Source organism: Arthrobacter sp. zg-Y1110 (assembly GCF_025244865.1).
Lineage (GTDB): Bacteria > Actinomycetota > Actinomycetes > Actinomycetales > Micrococcaceae > Arthrobacter_B.
This window is the reverse complement of sequence record NZ_CP104272.1, coordinates 2,944,334-2,961,243: the sequence shown is the minus strand read 5'-3', so window position 1 is coordinate 2,961,243 and position 16,910 is coordinate 2,944,334. Positions and strand designations below refer to the sequence as shown.

The 16,910-nt window shown below is 66.7% G+C and carries 12 protein-coding genes; 8 read left to right on the top strand and 4 right to left on the bottom strand.

Annotation, left to right across the window (positions count from 1 at the left end):
• The first annotated feature begins 68 nt into the window (after nt 1–68).
• On the top strand, nt 69–557 hold the full coding sequence (locus N2K99_RS13825) for a hypothetical protein (RefSeq protein ID WP_227919104.1): 489 nt from the start codon (nt 69–71) through the stop codon (nt 555–557).
• On the opposite strand, the gene N2K99_RS13820 is transcribed toward N2K99_RS13825, so the two are convergent.
• Both N2K99_RS13820 and N2K99_RS13815 read right to left on the bottom strand, forming a co-directional pair.
• Complete coding sequence (locus N2K99_RS13820; protein ID WP_227919101.1) at nt 554–2,893, bottom strand: DEAD/DEAH box helicase; 2,340 nt, start codon at nt 2,891–2,893, stop codon at nt 554–556. The genes N2K99_RS13825 and N2K99_RS13820 overlap by 4 nt on opposite strands.
• A gap of 69 nt (nt 2,894–2,962) precedes the next feature.
• Nucleotides 2,963–3,616: a GNAT family N-acetyltransferase gene (locus tag N2K99_RS13815; protein WP_227919100.1), complete on the bottom strand. Its 654-nt coding sequence runs from the start codon at nt 3,614–3,616 to the stop codon at nt 2,963–2,965.
• Between the two features lie 83 nt (nt 3,617–3,699).
• Between N2K99_RS13815 and N2K99_RS13810 the strand changes: the two genes are divergently transcribed.
• The 7 genes from N2K99_RS13810 to proC all read left to right on the top strand — a co-directional run bounded on the left by N2K99_RS13810 (nt 3,700) and on the right by proC (nt 13,989).
• Nucleotides 3,700–4,593, top strand: coding sequence for a rhodanese-related sulfurtransferase (locus tag N2K99_RS13810; RefSeq protein WP_227919098.1), 894 nt, complete (start codon nt 3,700–3,702; stop codon nt 4,591–4,593).
• Between the two features lie 159 nt (nt 4,594–4,752).
• The gene (locus N2K99_RS13805; RefSeq protein ID WP_227919096.1) at nt 4,753–6,567 is read left to right on the top strand and encodes an FAD-dependent oxidoreductase; all 1,815 of its coding nucleotides are present in this window, start codon (nt 4,753–4,755) and stop codon (nt 6,565–6,567) included.
• A gap of 100 nt (nt 6,568–6,667) precedes the next feature.
• Nucleotides 6,668–8,287: a methyltransferase gene (locus N2K99_RS13800; protein ID WP_227919093.1), complete on the top strand. Its 1,620-nt coding sequence runs from the start codon at nt 6,668–6,670 to the stop codon at nt 8,285–8,287.
• Nucleotides 8,288–8,453: 166 nt separating this feature from the next.
• Nucleotides 8,454–11,189 (top strand): type I DNA topoisomerase, encoded by a 2,736-nt coding sequence (topA, locus tag N2K99_RS13795; protein ID WP_227919091.1) that lies wholly within the window; start codon nt 8,454–8,456, stop codon nt 11,187–11,189.
• Between the two features lie 25 nt (nt 11,190–11,214).
• Nucleotides 11,215–12,237 carry a Ppx/GppA phosphatase family protein gene (locus N2K99_RS13790; protein ID WP_227919089.1) on the top strand — a complete coding sequence of 341 codons (1,023 nt, stop codon included), beginning with the start codon at nt 11,215–11,217 and terminating at the stop codon, nt 12,235–12,237.
• 1 nt (nt 12,238) lies between these two features.
• Nucleotides 12,239–13,075 carry a sugar phosphate isomerase/epimerase gene (locus tag N2K99_RS13785; RefSeq protein ID WP_227919087.1) on the top strand — a complete coding sequence of 279 codons (837 nt, stop codon included), beginning with the start codon at nt 12,239–12,241 and terminating at the stop codon, nt 13,073–13,075.
• 68 nt (nt 13,076–13,143) lie between these two features.
• Nucleotides 13,144–13,989 (top strand): pyrroline-5-carboxylate reductase, encoded by an 846-nt coding sequence (proC, locus tag N2K99_RS13780; protein ID WP_227919085.1) that lies wholly within the window; start codon nt 13,144–13,146, stop codon nt 13,987–13,989.
• An 821-nt stretch (nt 13,990–14,810) separates the two neighbouring features.
• On the opposite strand, the gene N2K99_RS13775 is transcribed toward proC, so the two are convergent.
• Nucleotides 14,811–15,479 carry a TrkA family potassium uptake protein gene (locus N2K99_RS13775; protein ID WP_227919084.1) on the bottom strand — a complete coding sequence of 223 codons (669 nt, stop codon included), beginning with the start codon at nt 15,477–15,479 and terminating at the stop codon, nt 14,811–14,813.
• Nucleotides 15,472–16,881, bottom strand: a complete 1,410-nt coding sequence (locus N2K99_RS13770; RefSeq protein ID WP_227932961.1) for a TrkH family potassium uptake protein — start codon at nt 16,879–16,881, stop codon at nt 15,472–15,474. The genes N2K99_RS13775 and N2K99_RS13770 overlap by 8 nt, the downstream gene beginning before the upstream one ends.
• Nucleotides 16,882–16,910: the final 29 nt, after the last annotated feature.

Sequence of the window (16,910 nt, the reverse complement as noted above, 5' to 3'; positions counted from 1 at the left end):
AAGCCAGCCGTCCGGGCAGGACGCAAGGCAGAACGGCAGCCAGAACGGCAGCCAGGACGGAAGCCAGGATGGCAGCCAGGACGCTAGGCAGAACGGAACCGGCCAACTCCGGACCTGCTAACACCGAGCCGAATGACCGGGGTGCCGGAACGGTTGCCACGCTGGCGATCTGCATGGTGTTGCTGGGGTTCTCCGCGGCCGCGCTGGTGATGGTGCAGGCATCGGTGGCTGCGGTAAGGGCCGCCGCTGCCGCGGATCTCGCCGCGCTCGCCGGTGCGGATGCCCTACGCGGGCTGGGGCCGTCCGGAGCAGCTCCTATCGCGGACTACGATGCCGGCAACCAGGGTTCCAGTCGCCTCGATGCCGGGGCAGGCACAGCTGCCGGCACCGGGAACGCCTGCGGCGTGGCCGGAGAAGTAGCCGCGCGCAACAACGCTGCACTGCGCGACTGCACCGCGGATCCACGTTCCGGCACCGTCACCGTGGCAACGGAAGTGCAGGTCCCTGCACTTCCGGTGCCAGCCGTGGCCCGGGCACGTGCCGGACCTCCGGGCTAGGACGTGAGGGCCAGGGCCTCCGGGGCGTGGTCCAGCAGCACATTCAGGAGCGTGACGGCGCCTTTCTTATCCAGCGGATTGTTCTTGTTGCCGCACTTGGGGGACTGCACGCAGGAGGGACAGCCGCCGTCGCACTCGCAGGCACGGATGGCATCACGGGTGGCGGCGAGCCAGATCCGTGCCGCCTCGTAGCCGCGCTCGGCAAAGCCGGCACCGCCGGGATGCCCGTCGTACACGAAGATGGTCGGCTTCTCGGTGTCTGCATGCAGGGCAGTGGAGACACCGCCGATGTCCCAGCGGTCACTGGTGGCCACGAGCGGCAGCATGCCGATGGACGCATGTTCGGCGGCATGCAGGGAACCGGGGAAATCGGCAGGGGCAAGCCCCGCCGAGACAAGGAACTTCTCGTCGATGACAAACCACACGGCCTTGGTGAACAGTTCCTTGGCCTCCAGCTCCAACGGCTCCTCGCCGAGGATCTCGTTCGAGATCAGGGCCTTGCGCTGGTAGGAGACCACCTGCGTGGTGACCTTCACCGTGCCGAAGCAGACCTGGATGCCGTTCCACTCGGAGGTGCGGTCCGTTTCCAGCACCTCTACCTGCGTGATGTCACGCGCCTGGGTGTAGAACTCCGGATTGGTGCGGGTGACCATGGCGCAGTGGTCGGCCTCGTTGAGTTCATCCACCAGGAACGTCTGCCCCTGATGGACGTAGATCGCCCCGGTATGCGCCTGGTACTGCGCCTGCGGGGAGTCCATGGTGCCCAGCAGCGTGCCGGTTTCGGTCTCGACAATGTTGATCGGCCCCCCGCCTGCCGCCCGCAGGTTGACCATGGACGCGGCGCTTTCCGGATGCGTCCAGAACCAGCCGGAGGGCCGGCGCCGCAGATAGCCCTGGTCCACCAGCTGCTCCAGCAGCCCTCCCGCAGTGGGACCGAACAGCTCCCGCTCGTCCGGTGTCACCGGCAGCTCGGCCGCGGCAGCGCACAGATGCGGTCCCAGCACGTACGGGTTGGACGGGTCGAAGACCGTCGCCTCCACCGAAATATCGAAAATGGCTTCGGGATGATGCACCAGATAGGTGTCCAGCGGATCGTCGCTGGCGACAAAAGCGGCCAGCGCATCCTGCCCGGACCGCCCGGCCCGGCCGATCTGCTGGAACAGGGACGCGCGGGTGCCCGGCCAGCCGGCCACCAGCACCGCGTCCAGCCCGGAAATGTCGATGCCCAGTTCCAGCGCCGAGGTGCTGGCGATGCCCAGCAGTTCACCGCTGCGCAGCCGCCGTTCCAGCTCCCGCCGTTCCTCCGGCAGATATCCGGAACGGTAGGCCGCCACCCGGTCCGGCAGGGAAGGATGTACCTCGTCCAGCAGCCGCCGGGTGATGGTGGCAATGGTTTCGGCCCCGCGGCGGGATTTGATGAAAGCGATGGTGCGGACCTGCGCTGCGACCAGATTGGCCAGCAGGTCGGCAGTCTCCGCGACCACCGTGCGCCGCGACCGCGCTCCGTTCTCGCCCTTCAGCTCGGTCAGCTGCGGCTCCCACAGGGCCACCGTGGTGGACCCGTGCGGCGAATGGTCCTGCGTCACGGCGGTGACCGGTGCGCCGATCAGGCGGCTGAAGGAATCCGACGGTTCGGCGGACGTGGCCGAGGCGCCGATGAACACGGGATCGGCACCGTAGTACCGGCAGATCCGCCGGAGCCGGCGCATCAGGTTGGCGACATTCGAACCGAAGACCCCGCGGTAGCTGTGGGCCTCGTCGATGATGACGTATTTCAGGCGGCGGAAGAACCGCGCCCACCAGGCGTGGTTCGGCAGGACGCCAAAGTGCAGCATGTCCGGGTTGGCGAGCACGAGGTTGGCATGGTCACGGATCCAGCGCCGGGCACCCGTGTCCGTGTCGCCGTCGTACGTCTCGGCCCGGACCGTGGGAAGCTGCAGCGACTTGACGGCGGCAAGCTGATCGGCGGCCAGCGCCTTGGTGGGGGCCAGATACAGCGCGACGGCGCCGGACGGCTCCAGCGTGGCACGGTCATCGAGGGAAGTGCGGTGGATCGCGTCGAGGACGGGCAGCTGGTAGGCCAGCGACTTTCCCGAAGCCGTGCCGGTGGCAATGATCGTGTGCTGCCCGCTGTGTGCTGCTTCGGCGGCTTCCATCTGGTGCGCCCACGGCTCGTGGATGCCGCGGCGCTGGTAGGCGGAAACGACGTCGGGGTGCGCCCATTCGGGCCACGGCGCGGGAACGGCACGGCGCGCAGGAATGTGGTGCACGTGCATCAGCTGCTCGGGCTCGGCGCCGCCGCCCAGCAGCGGAATCAGGGAATCATGAAGAGCCACGTGCTCATTGTCCCACCCGGAAATCGGCGGGCACGCATGTTCACTGCCGGGGGAAAATGGGGTCGAAGATCAGAGCCGCGGCTCGAACATTACGACGGCGGCGAGGGACTCCCAGCCCAGGTACCGGTAGAGCTCCTGCCCGTCCAAGGAGGCGATAAGCAGCCCGGAATCGGCGTCGTCCTCCAAGGCCAGCGCGGTTAATGCCCGCATTACGTAGCTTCCCAAACCCCGGCGCCGGTATGCAGGCTCGGTGATGATCCGGTCAAACACGGCGTAACCGTCGATTACGGCGACCCGTCCCTGCGCTATCGGCTGCCCCGCATCGAACACCGTCACGGCACCCACCTGGTTCTCGTGGGTGCTTTCGGTTTCATAGTTATCCCACGGCAGCACGGGGTATTCGATGTCCTGGCCCTCCATATCGGCGGCCATCAGGACCTCGTCGCTTGAACGGATCTGCAGCCCGTACACCGAGGCCGCGCCGTGGATTTCATGAACCCGCGTAGTCACGATGGTGAACAGCCGGGTAGGGCTGTGCCGGGCGGAGGAAGCCAGGGCGGCGAACTCGTCGTGGGAAGGCTCGAGCGCGAAATACTCCCAGTCATTGGTCCGGTCATGCAGGAGTGCTGCCGGAAAGCGGCCCTCATGGCGTGTCCGGTACCCCCTGGCCTGGGCCCACCCGGAGACCCAGGTCTCAAGCAAATCGTCATCCAGCGCTCTCATAGATGCACACTAGCGGCCACCCGGTGTGAACGGTATGCATCCGAGATGAAATGCGGATGCCTGCCTCGGTCTACCCTTGTCTTGTGGCACTGAACCGAATCGCACTGTATTACGCTTTCACTCCTCTTCCCGACCCGGATGCAATCCGCCTCTGGCAACGCGCGCTCTGCGAAAAACTGGGCCTGCGCGGGCGCATCCTGATCTCGCAGGACGGCATCAACGGCACCGTCGGGGGAGAGCTGGACGCCGTCAAGGCCTACGTCAAGGCCACCCGGGAATACCCCGCCTTCAAGAAGATGGACATCAAGTACTCCGAGGGTTCGGCAGAGGATTTCCCGCGCCTGAGCGTGAAGGTGCGCAACGAGATAGTGAGTTTCGGCGCACCGGGCGAATTGAAGGTGGACGAGAACGGCGTGGTCGGCGGTGGAACGCACCTGCGCCCGGAAGAACTCCACCAGCTGGTGGAAGAGAAGGAAAAGGCCGGCGAGGAAGTGGTCTTTTTCGATGGGCGCAACGCGTTCGAAGCGCAGATCGGCAAGTTCAAGGGCGCCGTGGTGCCCGACGTGTCCACCACCCACGACTTCATCGCCGAACTGGAATCGGGCAAGTACGACGACCTCAAGGACAAGCCGGTGGTCACCTACTGCACCGGAGGCATCCGCTGCGAGGTGCTCTCCAGCCTGATGGTGAACCGCGGGTTCTCCGAGGTTTACCAGATGAAGGGCGGCATCGTCCGGTACGGGGAAACCTACGGCGACAAGGGCCTCTGGGAAGGTTCGCTCTACGTCTTTGACAAGCGGATGCACACCGAATTCACGGACGACGCCGTGACCATCGGCCAGTGCGTGCGTTGCCAGGCCCCCACGAGCAAGTTCGAGAACTGCTCCAACCCGTCCTGCCGCAAGCTGACCCTGTACTGCGCGGACTGCGCCTCGGACCCCGCCACGCTCCGCTGCCCTGACGGCTGCGACGGGTGACGCCCGAAAATTACTTAGGTTGCGGCTAACTGCCTATGTACTTCCCCACCCTCCGTTGTTAGCATCGCGGCACGGGCGCTGACGCCCGGAAAAGGCCTGAGCGGAACCGGCGTCTGCCGGGCACCCCGGATTCGGGCGCAGCCCAAAAGGCGGGGGAGTATGGAAACGGTTGACACGGCGGACGCCGCAAAGACGACAAATGACTGGGACCGGATAGTCGATGTCCTGGTGGTGGGATCGGGAGCAGCCGCGCTGACAGCGGCCATCACGGCAGCTGACGAGGGACTGGATGTCCTGGTTGTGGAAAGCACCAAGCTTTGGGGCGGCACCACCTCCATTTCCGGCGGCGGCCTCTGGATGCCCAACAACCCCCTGATGAAAGAGGCAGGGGTGCAGGACAGCCAGGAGAACGCGCTCACCTACATGGAAGAGGTGATTGCCGACGTCGGCCCCGTCTCCTCCCGCGAACGCAAGCTCGCGTTCCTGCGCACCGTGCCCGAGGTCGTGACGTTCCTGGGCGGTCTCGGGGTGCAGTGGATGCGCTCCAAGGACTACCCGGACTACTACCCGGACCGGCCCGGCGGCATGGTCGGACGTTCCCTCGAAGTGAAGGCCTTCGACACGAAACTGCTGGGGCCGTGGTTCAAGCAGTCCCGTCCGGCGGCGTCGGGCATTCCCGCACCGCTGGCCACCGACGATGTCTGGGAGCTCTCCAGGGCCTGGTCTACGCCGAGCGGGTTCATCCGCGGCGCACGCTTCGTTTTCCGCACCCTCGGGGGCCTGGTCCGCGGCAAACGGCTGTACGGTCTGGGCGGAGCCCTGTCCTCGTCGCTGATGTACATCGTGCGTAACCAGCAGACGCCGGTCTGGCTCTCGGCACCGCTGACGGATCTGGTCCAGGACGACGACGGCGCGGTGCTGGGCGCCGTCGTCCGCCGTCAGGGGCGGGACGTCCGGATTCGGGCCAGGCACGGCGTGGTGCTGGGCGCCGGCGGCTTTGCACGAAACGCCGAATGGCGGGAAAAATACCAGGGCCTCGAGAAGGAATACTCCTCGGCGCCGGAAGGCGACCTCGGACAGGCCATCGACATTGTGGCCTCCCGGGGCGGCGCGCTGGCGCTCATGGACGATGCCTGGTGGGGGCCGACCGCCGTCGGGCCCAAGGGGAAGGTCACCTTCACCCTTGCGGAGCGGTCCATGCCGTTCTCCCTGGTGGTGGACGCTACGGGCAAGCGGTTCCTGAACGAGTCCGAATCCTACGTGGATTTCGGTCACCACATGCTCGAGAACAACAGAAAAGTACCGGGCGATCCCGCCTGGCTGGTGTTCGAAGCCAGGCACGCCCGCCGCTACCTGTTCAACGCCCTGCTGATCGGGCGCAAGGACTGGACGCGGCAGGGACTGCTGCTTCGGGACGACACGGTGGCGGGCCTGGCGGAGAAGATGGGTGTCCCGCCGGCCGCCCTGCAGGCCACTGTGGAACGGTTCAACGGCTTCGCGCAGACCGGAGTCGACGAAGATTTCCATCGCGGCGACACCGTCTATGACAACTACTACAGCGATCCGCGGGTGAAGCCGAACCCGAACCTGGGTCCGCTGGAAAAGGGGCCGTTTTCCGCCGTGCGCCTGTACCCCGGGGACCTGGGCACCAAGGGCGGTCTGGTGACGGACGCCGATGCGCGTGTGCTCCGCGAGGACGGCAGTGTCATTCCCGGCCTGTATGCCGCTGGAAATACGACTGCGTCGGTCATGGGCCGCACCTATCCAGGGGCCGGGGCAACCATCGCACCGGCCGTGGTCTTCGGTTACCGCGCTGCCCGGCACGCGGCTGCGCACGGGCTCTCCGCTGTGGGCCCTGCGGCGGCAGCACCGGCGGCATTTATGTCGGCACCGGCAGCAGAACCGGCGGTACCGGCAGCAGCACCGGCAGAAGCACCGGCGTCGGTGGCCGGAGTGCAGGGCACAGCCGGGTAGCGGGCTCTCCGGCAGGCGGACGGGTGCATCCGGAAAGCGAAGGGGGTGCCCGTCCGCCGATTGCACGGACCGCCGATAGCGCGGCCCTAGACTGGGGGATGTGATTGATTTCTCTTCCGTTCCTTCCGCCCCCCTGAGCCGCGACACCTGGCTCCTCAAGGCGCTCGCCGCCGATCTGGAGGAGGCCGGATACACCGTAAACGGTGTGGCCGGGTTCCTTGGCGAGGCCGCCTCGGCGGCCCTGCAGCGGGACCAGCTGGTTCCGGCCCTGCTGGCCTGCCGTGCGGAAGCGGAAGCGGCATCGCCGCGTCGAGTGGCGGTTCCCATCCAGCTTTGGCTGTTGGGGGAAACAGCTGAGCGGGTCGAACTGGACAGCGCGTTCCCGCGCACCGGCACCGAAGGCCTGCTGGAACTCGGGCTCATTGAACGCGGACGCATCTTCGGCACCTTCCGTGCAGCAGTGGACCTGCGACCCTACGGCACCGACGACGGCGGCACCGGTTCCGCCGGGAACCCCGACGGTGACCTCTGGGTGGCCAGCGACCTGGGCAGCCACCAGCGGCCCGGCGTACTGCGCCGCGACCACGTCCTTGGCATCGGGCAGGCCTCCCTGAGCCTGGCCCAGCTCACCGTACGCGCGCCCGTGGGACGTGCCCTGGATCTGGGCACCGGATGCGGGATCCAGACCTTCCATCTGCTCCGGCACGCGGACCATGTCACGGCAACCGACATTTCCGAGCGTGCCCTCGGCTTCGCCCGGTTCAACCTGCTGCTCAACGCGCCCCAGCTGGACATCGATCCGGACCAGCCCGAGGATCGGTTCACCCTCCGGCTGGGCAGCCTGCTGGAGCCGGTGGCGGGCGAAAAGTTTGATTTGGTGGTCTCCAACCCGCCGTTCGTCATCACTCCGCGCACGGGCGGCGACGACGATGAGAGGTACACCTACCGCGACGGCGGCCTGGCCGGTGACGGCATCGTCGCTGCCCTGGTGGCCGGCCTCGAGGAGGTCCTGCGTCCGGGCGGCACCGCCCAGATGCTGGGCAACTGGGAGATCCCGGCCGGCCGCGACGAGGAATGGTCCGCCCGGCTCGAGGAATGGCTTCCGGACGGGACGGACGCCTGGGTTATCCAGCGCGAAACGCTCACCCCTACGGAGTACGCCGAAATGTGGCTCCGCGACGCCGCGCAGGGCCGCGAACGCGAGGAATACGCTGCGGCGTACGCCGGCTACCTGGAGGATTTTGCTTCCCGGGATGTCGGCACTGTGGGGTTCGGCTCACTTTGGCTGCGCCGACGGCGGAAGCCCGGCGCCGAGCCGCTGCGCAGGTTCGAGGAAATCACCCACCCCATCGAACAGCCCGTGGGGCCGCACCTGGATGCCGCCGTACGCCGGTTCGACTGGGTCAGCAGCCGCACCAAGCTGGAAACAGTGCACCTTCTGGTCGCCGACGACGTGACGGAGGAACGCCATCAGCGCCCCGGGGCCGAGCATCCGGGGGTGATTCTGCTCCGTCAGGGCGCGGGACTGCGGCGGACCAACCTCATGAGCACGGAGCTCACCGGGTTCGTGTCAGCCTGCGACGGCGAGCTCTCCGTGGGTCAGATAGTCTCAGCCCTCGCCGCCCTGCTGGACCGCCCGGAACCTGAGTTTGGCGAAAACCTGATCGCGGAAGTGCGTAATCTGGTCTTGGACGGGTTCCTCGTTCCGGACCGCTGGTAGGCCCCGCGCCTGTCCCGGTGCAGATCATGCCTGCGGTGCTTTCCGGTTACCCTAGTGCTGGGGCATCGCGCATACTGTCTGTGGATGTACCGGACTGCCGATGCACCAAAGCGCCGGAACGAAGCGCCCCGAACTTATTTGAACCACCCCGTTACGTAGGAGAACAGTGCCAGTTAAGGCAACGGACAAGAAGACCGGCAAGAAGAAGCTTGTAATTGTCGAGTCTCCGGCCAAGGGCAAGACCATCGCCGGGTACCTCGGCGAAGGCTTCGAGGTGACGGCGTCGATGGGTCACATCCGTGATCTTCCGCAGCCCTCCGACCTGCCCGCCGAGTTGAAGAAGACGGGCGTCGGCAAGTTTGCCGTGGACCTCGACAATGACTTCGAGCCGTATTACGTGGTCTCCGCGGACAAGAAGAAGAAGGTCGCCGAGCTCAAGGCGGCCCTCAAGGACGCCGACGAACTCTACCTCGCAACTGACGGTGACCGCGAAGGTGAAGCCATTGCCTGGCACCTGCTCCAGGTGCTCAAGCCCAAGGTCCCGGTGCACCGCCTGACCTTCCCCGAAATCACCAAGGAAGCCATCCAGCGCGCCCTGCTGGAAATGCGCGACGTCGACGTCGCCATGGTGGATGCCCAGGAAACCCGCCGTATCCTTGACCGGCTCTACGGCTACGAGATTTCCCCCGTGCTGTGGCGCAAGGTTGCCCGCGGCCTGTCCGCCGGACGCGTGCAGTCCGTCGCCACCCGACTCGTGGTCGAACGCGAGCGGGAGCGCATGGCGTTCCGCGCGGCGTCGTACTGGGACCTCGTGGGAACCTTCGCCACGGAAGCCGCCGAGAAATTCAAGGCCCGCCTGGTCTCCGTTGACGGCTCCCGCGTAGCCACCGGCAAGGACTTCACCGACCGGGGTGAGCTGAAGTCCAAGACCGCCGTGCACCTGGACGAAGCAGCAGCCGTGTCGCTCGCCGCCGGCCTGGAATCGGCCGCGTTCAGCGTCCGTTCCGTCGACACCAAGCCGTACACCCGCCGTCCGGCCGCGCCGTTCACCACCTCCACCCTGCAGCAGGAGGCCGGCCGCAAGCTGCGCTTCTCCTCGCGGGTGACCATGCAGGTGGCCCAGCGGCTGTACGAAAACGGCTACATCACCTATATGCGTACAGACTCTCCGGCGCTGTCGGACCAGGCCATCAACGCCGCCCGCCGCCAGGCCTCGGAGCTTTACGGCCCCGAGTACGTGCCCGAAGCCCGGCGCGTCTACAAGGGCAAGTCCAAGAACGCCCAGGAAGCGCACGAAGCCATCCGCCCCGCCGGTGACTCCTTCCGCACTCCGGCACAGGTTGCCTCCTCGCTGCGCGGCGACGAGTTCCGGCTTTACGAGCTGATCTGGAAGCGCACCGTCGCCTCCCAGATGGCCGATGCCAAGGGTTCCACGGCATCCGTGCGCATCGGTGCGGTGTCCGCTGACGGGCGCGACGCCGAGTTCTCGGCTTCCGGTACGGTCATCACCTTCCGCGGCTTCATGGCTGCCTATGAAGAGGGCCGCGACGCCGTCCGCGACGACGACGAGGCCGAGGGTACCGAAGGCGCCCGCCTGCCGGTGCTGAAGGCCCAGGACACCCTGACCGCTGCAGACATCGCTGCCGGCGGCCACGAGACCTCCCCGCCGCCGCGTTTCACTGAAGCGTCGCTGGTGAAGATGCTCGAAGAACTTGGCATCGGCCGCCCCTCCACGTACGCCGCCACCATCTCCACGATCATGGACCGCGGCTATGTCACCAGCCGCGGCCAGGCACTCGTGCCGAGCTGGATCGCGTTCTCCGTGGTCCGCCTGCTGGAGGAACACTTCACGGATTACGTGGACTACGACTTCACCGCGGAGCTCGAAGAGGACCTGGACCGTATCTCCCGCGGCGAAGCCGGCCGCGTGGAGTGGCTGAACCAGTTCTACTACGGCGACCGGGTGCAGACCGGCCTGCACACCATCGTGAACGATCTCGGCGAAATCGACGCCAAGGCGATCAACTCGATCGAGATTGCCGACGGCATTGTGCTGCGCGTGGGCAAGTTCGGCCCCTACCTGGAGCGTCCGCTGCCCGCAGACGCACCCGAAGGGACCGAGCCCGAGCGGGCGAACGTTCCCGAGGACCTGGCCCCTGACGAACTCACCGCCGAAAAGGCCGTGGAACTGATGGAGACCGCCGCTCCCGAAGAGCGCGTGCTGGGTACCGATCCGGAGACGGGCCGGACCATCGTGGCCCGCAACGGCCGCTACGGCCCGTACGTGATCGAGCTGATCCCGGAACCCACCGAAGAGGACCTGGCGAACCAGCCGGTGGAGTACTACAAGAACGGCAAGCCCAAGCCTCCGAAGAAGCCGGTGAAGGTCAAGCCGCGCACCGGCTCGCTCTTCAAGTCCATGAGCGTGGAAACGGTGACCCTGGAAGAGGCGCTGAAGCTGATGAAGCTGCCGCGCGTCCTGGGCACCGACGCCGAGGGTAACGAGATCACGGTGCAGAACGGCCGGTTCGGTCCGTACCTGAAGAAGGGCACGGATTCACGGTCCATCGGTTCCGAAGAGGAGATCTTCACGATCACGCTCGAGCAGGCGCTGGAGATCTATTCCCAGCCCAAGCAGCGCGGCGGCCGGCAGGCTGCGGCACCGCTCGCGGAATTCGGTGCTGATCCCGTGTCGGAAAAGCCGATTGTGGTGAAGGACGGCCGCTTCGGTCCCTACATCACGGACGGCATCACCAACATCACGGTGCCCCGCTCCACGGCCATCGAGGAGCTGACCCGGGAGCAGGCCATTGAGCTGCTGGCGGAGAAGCGCGAGAAGGGCCCGGCGAAGAAACCCGTGAAGAAGCGCGCGGCGCCTCGGAAAGCTCCGGCGAAGAAGTAGGGGCCGGTAGAGCGATAATGGAATCATGCGCCTAGGCGTTCTCGACATCGGGTCCAACACCGTCCACCTCCTGCTGGTGGACGCCCATCCCGGTGCGCGTCCCGTCTCCTTCGCCTCGCACAAGCGCCCGCTGCAGCTGGTGTCCTATCTGGACGCCGACGGCGCGATAAGCGAGGCCGGGCAGGACGAACTGATCGGGTTCGTCAACGAGGCCTGGAACTTCGCCCGCCGGCACGGTGCGCAGGACCTGCTGGCCTTCTCCACCTCGGCCATCCGGGAATCGGCCAACGGCGCCGAGGTCCTGGCCCGGGTGCACCGGGAGACTCCGGTGCACCTGGAGGAACTCTCCGGCGGAGACGAAGCGGCGATGACTTTCCTCGCCGTCCGCCGTTGGTACGGCTGGGGTGCCGGTTCCATCCTGGACCTGGATATCGGCGGAGGTTCCTTCGAGATGGCACTGGGCCAGGACGAGCTTCCGGAAATCGCCCGGTCCCTGCCGCTCGGTGCCGGTCGGCTGACCCGGGACTGGCTTCCCGAGGATCCGCCCTCGCCCAAAAGCATCAAAAAGCTGCGCAAATACATCCGCGGCATGGTCGGGGAGGCGGCTGAGGAGTTCAGCGCCTTCGGCCGACCGGACCTCGTTGCCGGAACGTCCAAGACCTTCCGGTCGCTGGCGCGCATTGCCGGCGCCGCGCCGTCGGCCGCCGGACCGTTTGTGCCCCGCGTGCTCACGTTGGAGGACCTGTCCCTCTGGACCAAGCGGTTGGGGGCCCTGAGTGCCCGGGACCGTGCCGGACTGGACGGGGTGTCCGCGCTGCGCGCACCGCAGATGCTTGCCGGAGCGCTGGTGGCGCAGGCTGCCATGGAAGCCTTCGATGTGCAGTCCCTGAAGATCTGCCCCTGGGCCCTGCGCGAGGGTTTGATCCTGCGCCGATTCGACACGCTTCGCTTTGAAACAACCGGCGACCTGCCGCGCGGCCCCGCCGAAGGGGAGGAATTCCTCGTGGCTGCAGGGGCGGGTCCTTCGTCCAATGGAAAGCCAAGCTGACATGCCGACGTCTCTCCCGCTGCCCGGACGCGCCGCTATTCCGGTGGCGCTGTCCAGTGCATCCGTGTACCCGCTGTCCGTACATGACACCTTCGCGGTGGCTCATGACCTGGGCTATGACGGTGTGGAAATCATGGTCACCAACAGCCAGGTCAGTCAGGACCCGGACTCCCTTAGGGAGCTGAGCGAGCAGTACCAGCAGCCGATCCTGGCCATCCACGCTCCCACCCTGCTCCTGACGCAGCAGGTCTGGGGTGCGGCTTGGACAAAGATCGAACTGTCCGCGGCGATGGCCGCGGAAGTAGGTGCTTCCACAGTGGTGGCGCACCCGCCGTTCCGGTGGCAGACGGGTTATGCGGAGAACTTCGCCGAAGGCGTGAAGGACATCGCCGAACAATACGGCGTCACCATCGCCGTGGAGAACATGTATCCATGGCGGGTCCGGGGGCGTGAGGCAAAAGCCTACCTGCCGCATTGGAACCCGATCCCCGAGCCGTATGAAAACGTCACCTGGGACTTTTCCCACGCTGCCATCGCCGGTATGGACTCCTTTGAGCAGATCCGTAAACTCGGGGATCGGCTCCGGCACGTCCACCTCACGGACGGAACTCCCAACGGCAAGGATGAGCATCTGCTGCCCGGTGAGGGTACGCAACGGTGCGCCGAGGCGTTGTCCTACCTGGCCGACGGCGGGTTCGACGGCGTGGTGGCCGTGGAAGTCAGCACCCGAAAGGCGCGGGGAGCGGGGGAGCGCGAGGAACAGTTGAAGCAGACCCTGGAATTCGCGCGGGAGCACCTCCGGCCCAAAACAGTCCTGGCCGGGCACGACGCCGGATAGCCGGCCGCCGTCGGCGGTCCGCAACCGGCGTAGAAGCGGCATATTCGCGGCATGACAGAATCGAAGTCATGGAAAGCGCACAGAATCCCCGACTGACATTCCTTGGCTGCGGCTCGATGAACGAAGCCATCCTCGGCGGAATCCTCGCCGGGGGCCTTGCCGCCGAGCAGGTAACCGCCACCGTCCGGCGGGCCGAACGGGCCGAAGAGCTTCGCACGGCCCACGGCATCACCGTCCTTGCGGGCAGCGAGGATCCGGACGCGAACCGGAAAGCGGTCGCCGGAGCCGACCTCGTCATTGTGGGCGTCAAGCCCGTAGGCGTGGCTGACCTGCTGCGCGAAATCGCTGCGGACCTGCCCCGCGGCGCCGTCGTCCTGAGCGTGGCTGCCGCGGTGCCGCTGGCCCTGATGGAGTCGCTGCTGCCGGAAGGCCAGTCCGTTATCCGTGCGATGCCCAACACCCCGTCCCGCCTCGGCCGCGGCGTCACGTCCATCTCCGCAGGCAGTTCCGCCGGTCCGGACGCGATGGACCTGGCCCGCCGCGTGCTGTCCGCCACCGGCACCGTGGTGGAGGTGCCCGAAGAACAAGTCGACGCCGTTTCCGCCGTCAGCGGTTCCGGCCCCGCCTACGCGTTCTACCTGGCCGAGGCCATGGCCCGGGCCGGCGTCGAGCTCGGTCTGGACCCGGACCTCTCGGCCCTGCTGGCCCGCGAAACTGTGGCCGGTGCCGGATACATGCTGGCCGAGCCCGACGCCGATGCTCCGGCCCTGCGCCGAGCCGTCACCAGCCCCAAGGGCACCACGGAAGCGGCCATCCGGACCTTCGACGAGATGAACCTGCCCGGCGTGATCGAGGCCGGCGCCCGTGCGGCAGCGGCTCGGGCCGAAGAGATCACGAAGCAGCTGACTGCTTAGGTCTGCTGGCTGGGCCGGCTGGGTGGCTGGGCCGGCCTTCGGGCCTGGCTCCGGCGGCAACGAAATTCCTACGCTCGCAGAGCTCGCTCGGAATATTAAAGCCGCCTCCGCCAGGCCCTTCGGCCGGACGGGTGCCGCTGCCGCCTCGGCCAGGCCCTGCGGCCGGACGGGTGCCGCTGCCGCCTCTGTCAGGATCCCTTCGGGCGGACGGGTGCCGCTGCCGCCTCTGTCAGGATCCCTTCGGGCGGACGGGTGACGCTGCAAGGCCAGCACTGCGCCCAGGATCCCTTCGGTTTGTCGGGTTCCCTGCGGTTTGTGGCAATCCCTGCGCCGCGCGGCGGAGGGAAGTGCACAAACCGCAGGGTCTTTACACAAACCGCAGGGTTTTGCGTTCGGTCGACAGGCATCACCGGCGCTGTCGGCTGTGCGGGCTGCTCTGATTCCTGCTGGCGCCTATGCCTCGGGTGATTGCACGCATCAGCGAGTCCGGTGCCCGTGCACAGCGGCCCGGGCATCGGAAGCTACGAACCAACTGACCCCGTAGCTCTGACTTGCTCTGCAGGCGACGCTCGTGCAGGTGCTAACCGCCGTAAGGCGTGGCGGAGGCGGCTTTAATATTCCAAGCGAGCTCTGCGAGCGAGGAATTTCGTTGCCGCCGGAGACATGCCTGGAGGCGACCCGCAGGTGCCCTGCCGCCGGAGCCATGCCTGAAGCCGACCCGCAGGTGCCCGCCGCCGGAGCCATGCCTGGAGGCGACCCGCAGGTGCCCCGCCGCCGGAGCCTCCCCTGAAGGCGGCCCGGCAGGCAACAGGAAAACCGACCTACGGCCGGGCCGCAAACCGTTCCAGCAGATCCACGTGCCCGGACACGATCAGGGTGTCGCGGCTGGAGACCTTGGTATCGGGCTGCGCGTAGGTGAAGTCCTCACCGGGGGATTTCACGCCGACCACGGTGACGCCGTACTTCGCCCGCACATTGGACTCGCCCAGGGTGAAGCCCTGCGTCTCCTTCGGCGGGTACATCTTCACGATTGCGAAACCGTCATCGAACTCGATGAAGTCCAGCATGCGGCCCCCGACCAGGTGCGCGGCCCGCCGTCCGGCGTCGGCCTCCGGGTAGATCACGTGGTTCGCCCCGATGCGGGTAAGGATCTTGCCGTGCGCCGGCGTGATGGCCTTGACCCACAGGTGCTCAATGCCCAGGTCCACCAGGTTCACGGTGATCAGCACGCTGGACTCGATCGAGGTGCCCACGCCCACGACGGCGGCGGAGAAGTCCTCGGCGCCCAGCTGCTTGAGTGCCTCGATGTTGGTCGCGTCGGCCTGGACCACGTGCGTCAGCAGGCCGGAAGCCTTCTGGACGAGCGCCGGATCGCGTTCCACGGCCAACACCTCGCGGCCCTGCCGGACAAGCTGCTCGGCGGTGGCGGCACCGAATCGGCCGAGTCCGATGACCAGGACCGGTGCATTGTGGGGAGGTCTGTCAGCCAATGATCGGCCTTTCTTCGGGGTAGTGGTAGAGGGTGCTGCGGTGGCGCACGGCAAGTGCCGCGGCAAGGGTGATGGTGCCGACGCGTCCGGCGAACATAAGCATCGACAGGACGTACTTTCCGGACGGCGGCAGGGCTTCGCTGAGGCCGGTGCTCAGCCCCACCGTGGCGAAGGCGGAAATAACCTCGAAGAGGACCGGCTCCAGGGATTCATTGGTGATGACCAGCAATGCCGACGTGGCCACCGCCACCAGGGTGGCGCCGAGGATGGTCACCGAGATTGCCACCCGCATGGCGCCCTGCGGGATGGTGCGGCCAAAGGCCCGGACGTCGGAGTCGCCCCGGGCCTCGGCCACCACGGCCAGGAACAGGACGGCGATGGTGGTGACCTTGATGCCGCCTGCCGTGGAGGCGGAACCGCCGCCGGCGAACATCAGCATGTCGGTTATGAGCAGGGTGCTGGAATCCAGGTCCGTCATGGAGACCAGGTTGAAGCCGCCGGATCGGGTCATCACCGAGGCGAAGATCGAGTGGATGATCTTGTCCCCCAGGGACAGGTCGCCGATGGTGCGGCTGTTGAACCACTCGAAGGCGCCCCAGATTATCGCGCCGGCCACCAGCAGGATGGAGGACACCAGCACGGTCAGCTTGGTGTGCAGGTTCCATTTGCTGACCCGCGCACGGGTCTGCAGCAGGACCATGATGACCGGAAAGCCCAGCGAGCCGATAAATACACCGAGCATCAGCGGAATCAGGATCCACAGGTCTTCTTCGTACGGCACCAAACCGTCGGAGTGCGGCGTGAAACCGGCGTTGTTGAACGCGGAAATGGAATAGAAGACCGCATGCCAGATTGCCTGGCCGGGGGACTCACCCAGGATCATGAACCGCGGCGCCATGATCAGGGCAAGGGCCAGTTCAATTACGACGGCGGTGCTGAAGACGATGCGCAGCAGGTGGCCCACTTCGCCGAGCCGGCCCGTGTTCATACCTTCCTGGGCCATGAGCTTGCCGCGGACGCCGAGCCGCTTGTTCACGGCCAGTGCCAGCAGCGAGGCCAGGGTCAGGATGCCCAGACCGCCCACCTGGATCGCGATCAGGATCAGCACCTGTCCGAAGGCGGACCAGTAGGTGGCGGTGGAGACCACGGTGAGGCCGGTGACGCAGACGGCCGATACAGCGGTAAAGAAGGCATCGTGCAGCGGGGCGGATTCCCCGCTGCTGGAAGCGGCAGGCAGGCTCAGCAGGGCGGTAAAGAGCAGGATGACCAGGCTGAACACGATAAGCGCCAGCCGCGCCGGCCGGCCGGTGACCAGCCCGCCCACAAACTCGCGGATCCCGGCAACGATGGCGGGACCGCTGTGCTGCTCTTTCTCCAGCAGGGATTGCCGTGGGATTGCCATGGGTGGTCCAGTTCTTTTCCGCGGTGGTT

Coding starts and splice junctions, on each gene's coding strand:
- N2K99_RS13825 (WP_227919104.1), top strand. CDS start 69: ATGGCAGCCAGGACGCTAGGCAGAACGGAACCGGCCAACTCCGGACCT.
- N2K99_RS13815 (WP_227919100.1), bottom strand. CDS start 3,616: ATGAGAGCGCTGGATGACGATTTGCTTGAGACCTGGGTCTCCGGGTGG.
- N2K99_RS13805 (WP_227919096.1), top strand. CDS start 4,753: ATGGAAACGGTTGACACGGCGGACGCCGCAAAGACGACAAATGACTGG.
- N2K99_RS13790 (WP_227919089.1), top strand. CDS start 11,215: ATGCGCCTAGGCGTTCTCGACATCGGGTCCAACACCGTCCACCTCCTG.
- N2K99_RS13785 (WP_227919087.1), top strand. CDS start 12,239: ATGCCGACGTCTCTCCCGCTGCCCGGACGCGCCGCTATTCCGGTGGCG.
- proC (WP_227919085.1), top strand. CDS start 13,144: ATGGAAAGCGCACAGAATCCCCGACTGACATTCCTTGGCTGCGGCTCG.
- N2K99_RS13770 (WP_227932961.1), bottom strand. CDS start 16,881: ATGGCAATCCCACGGCAATCCCTGCTGGAGAAAGAGCAGCACAGCGGT.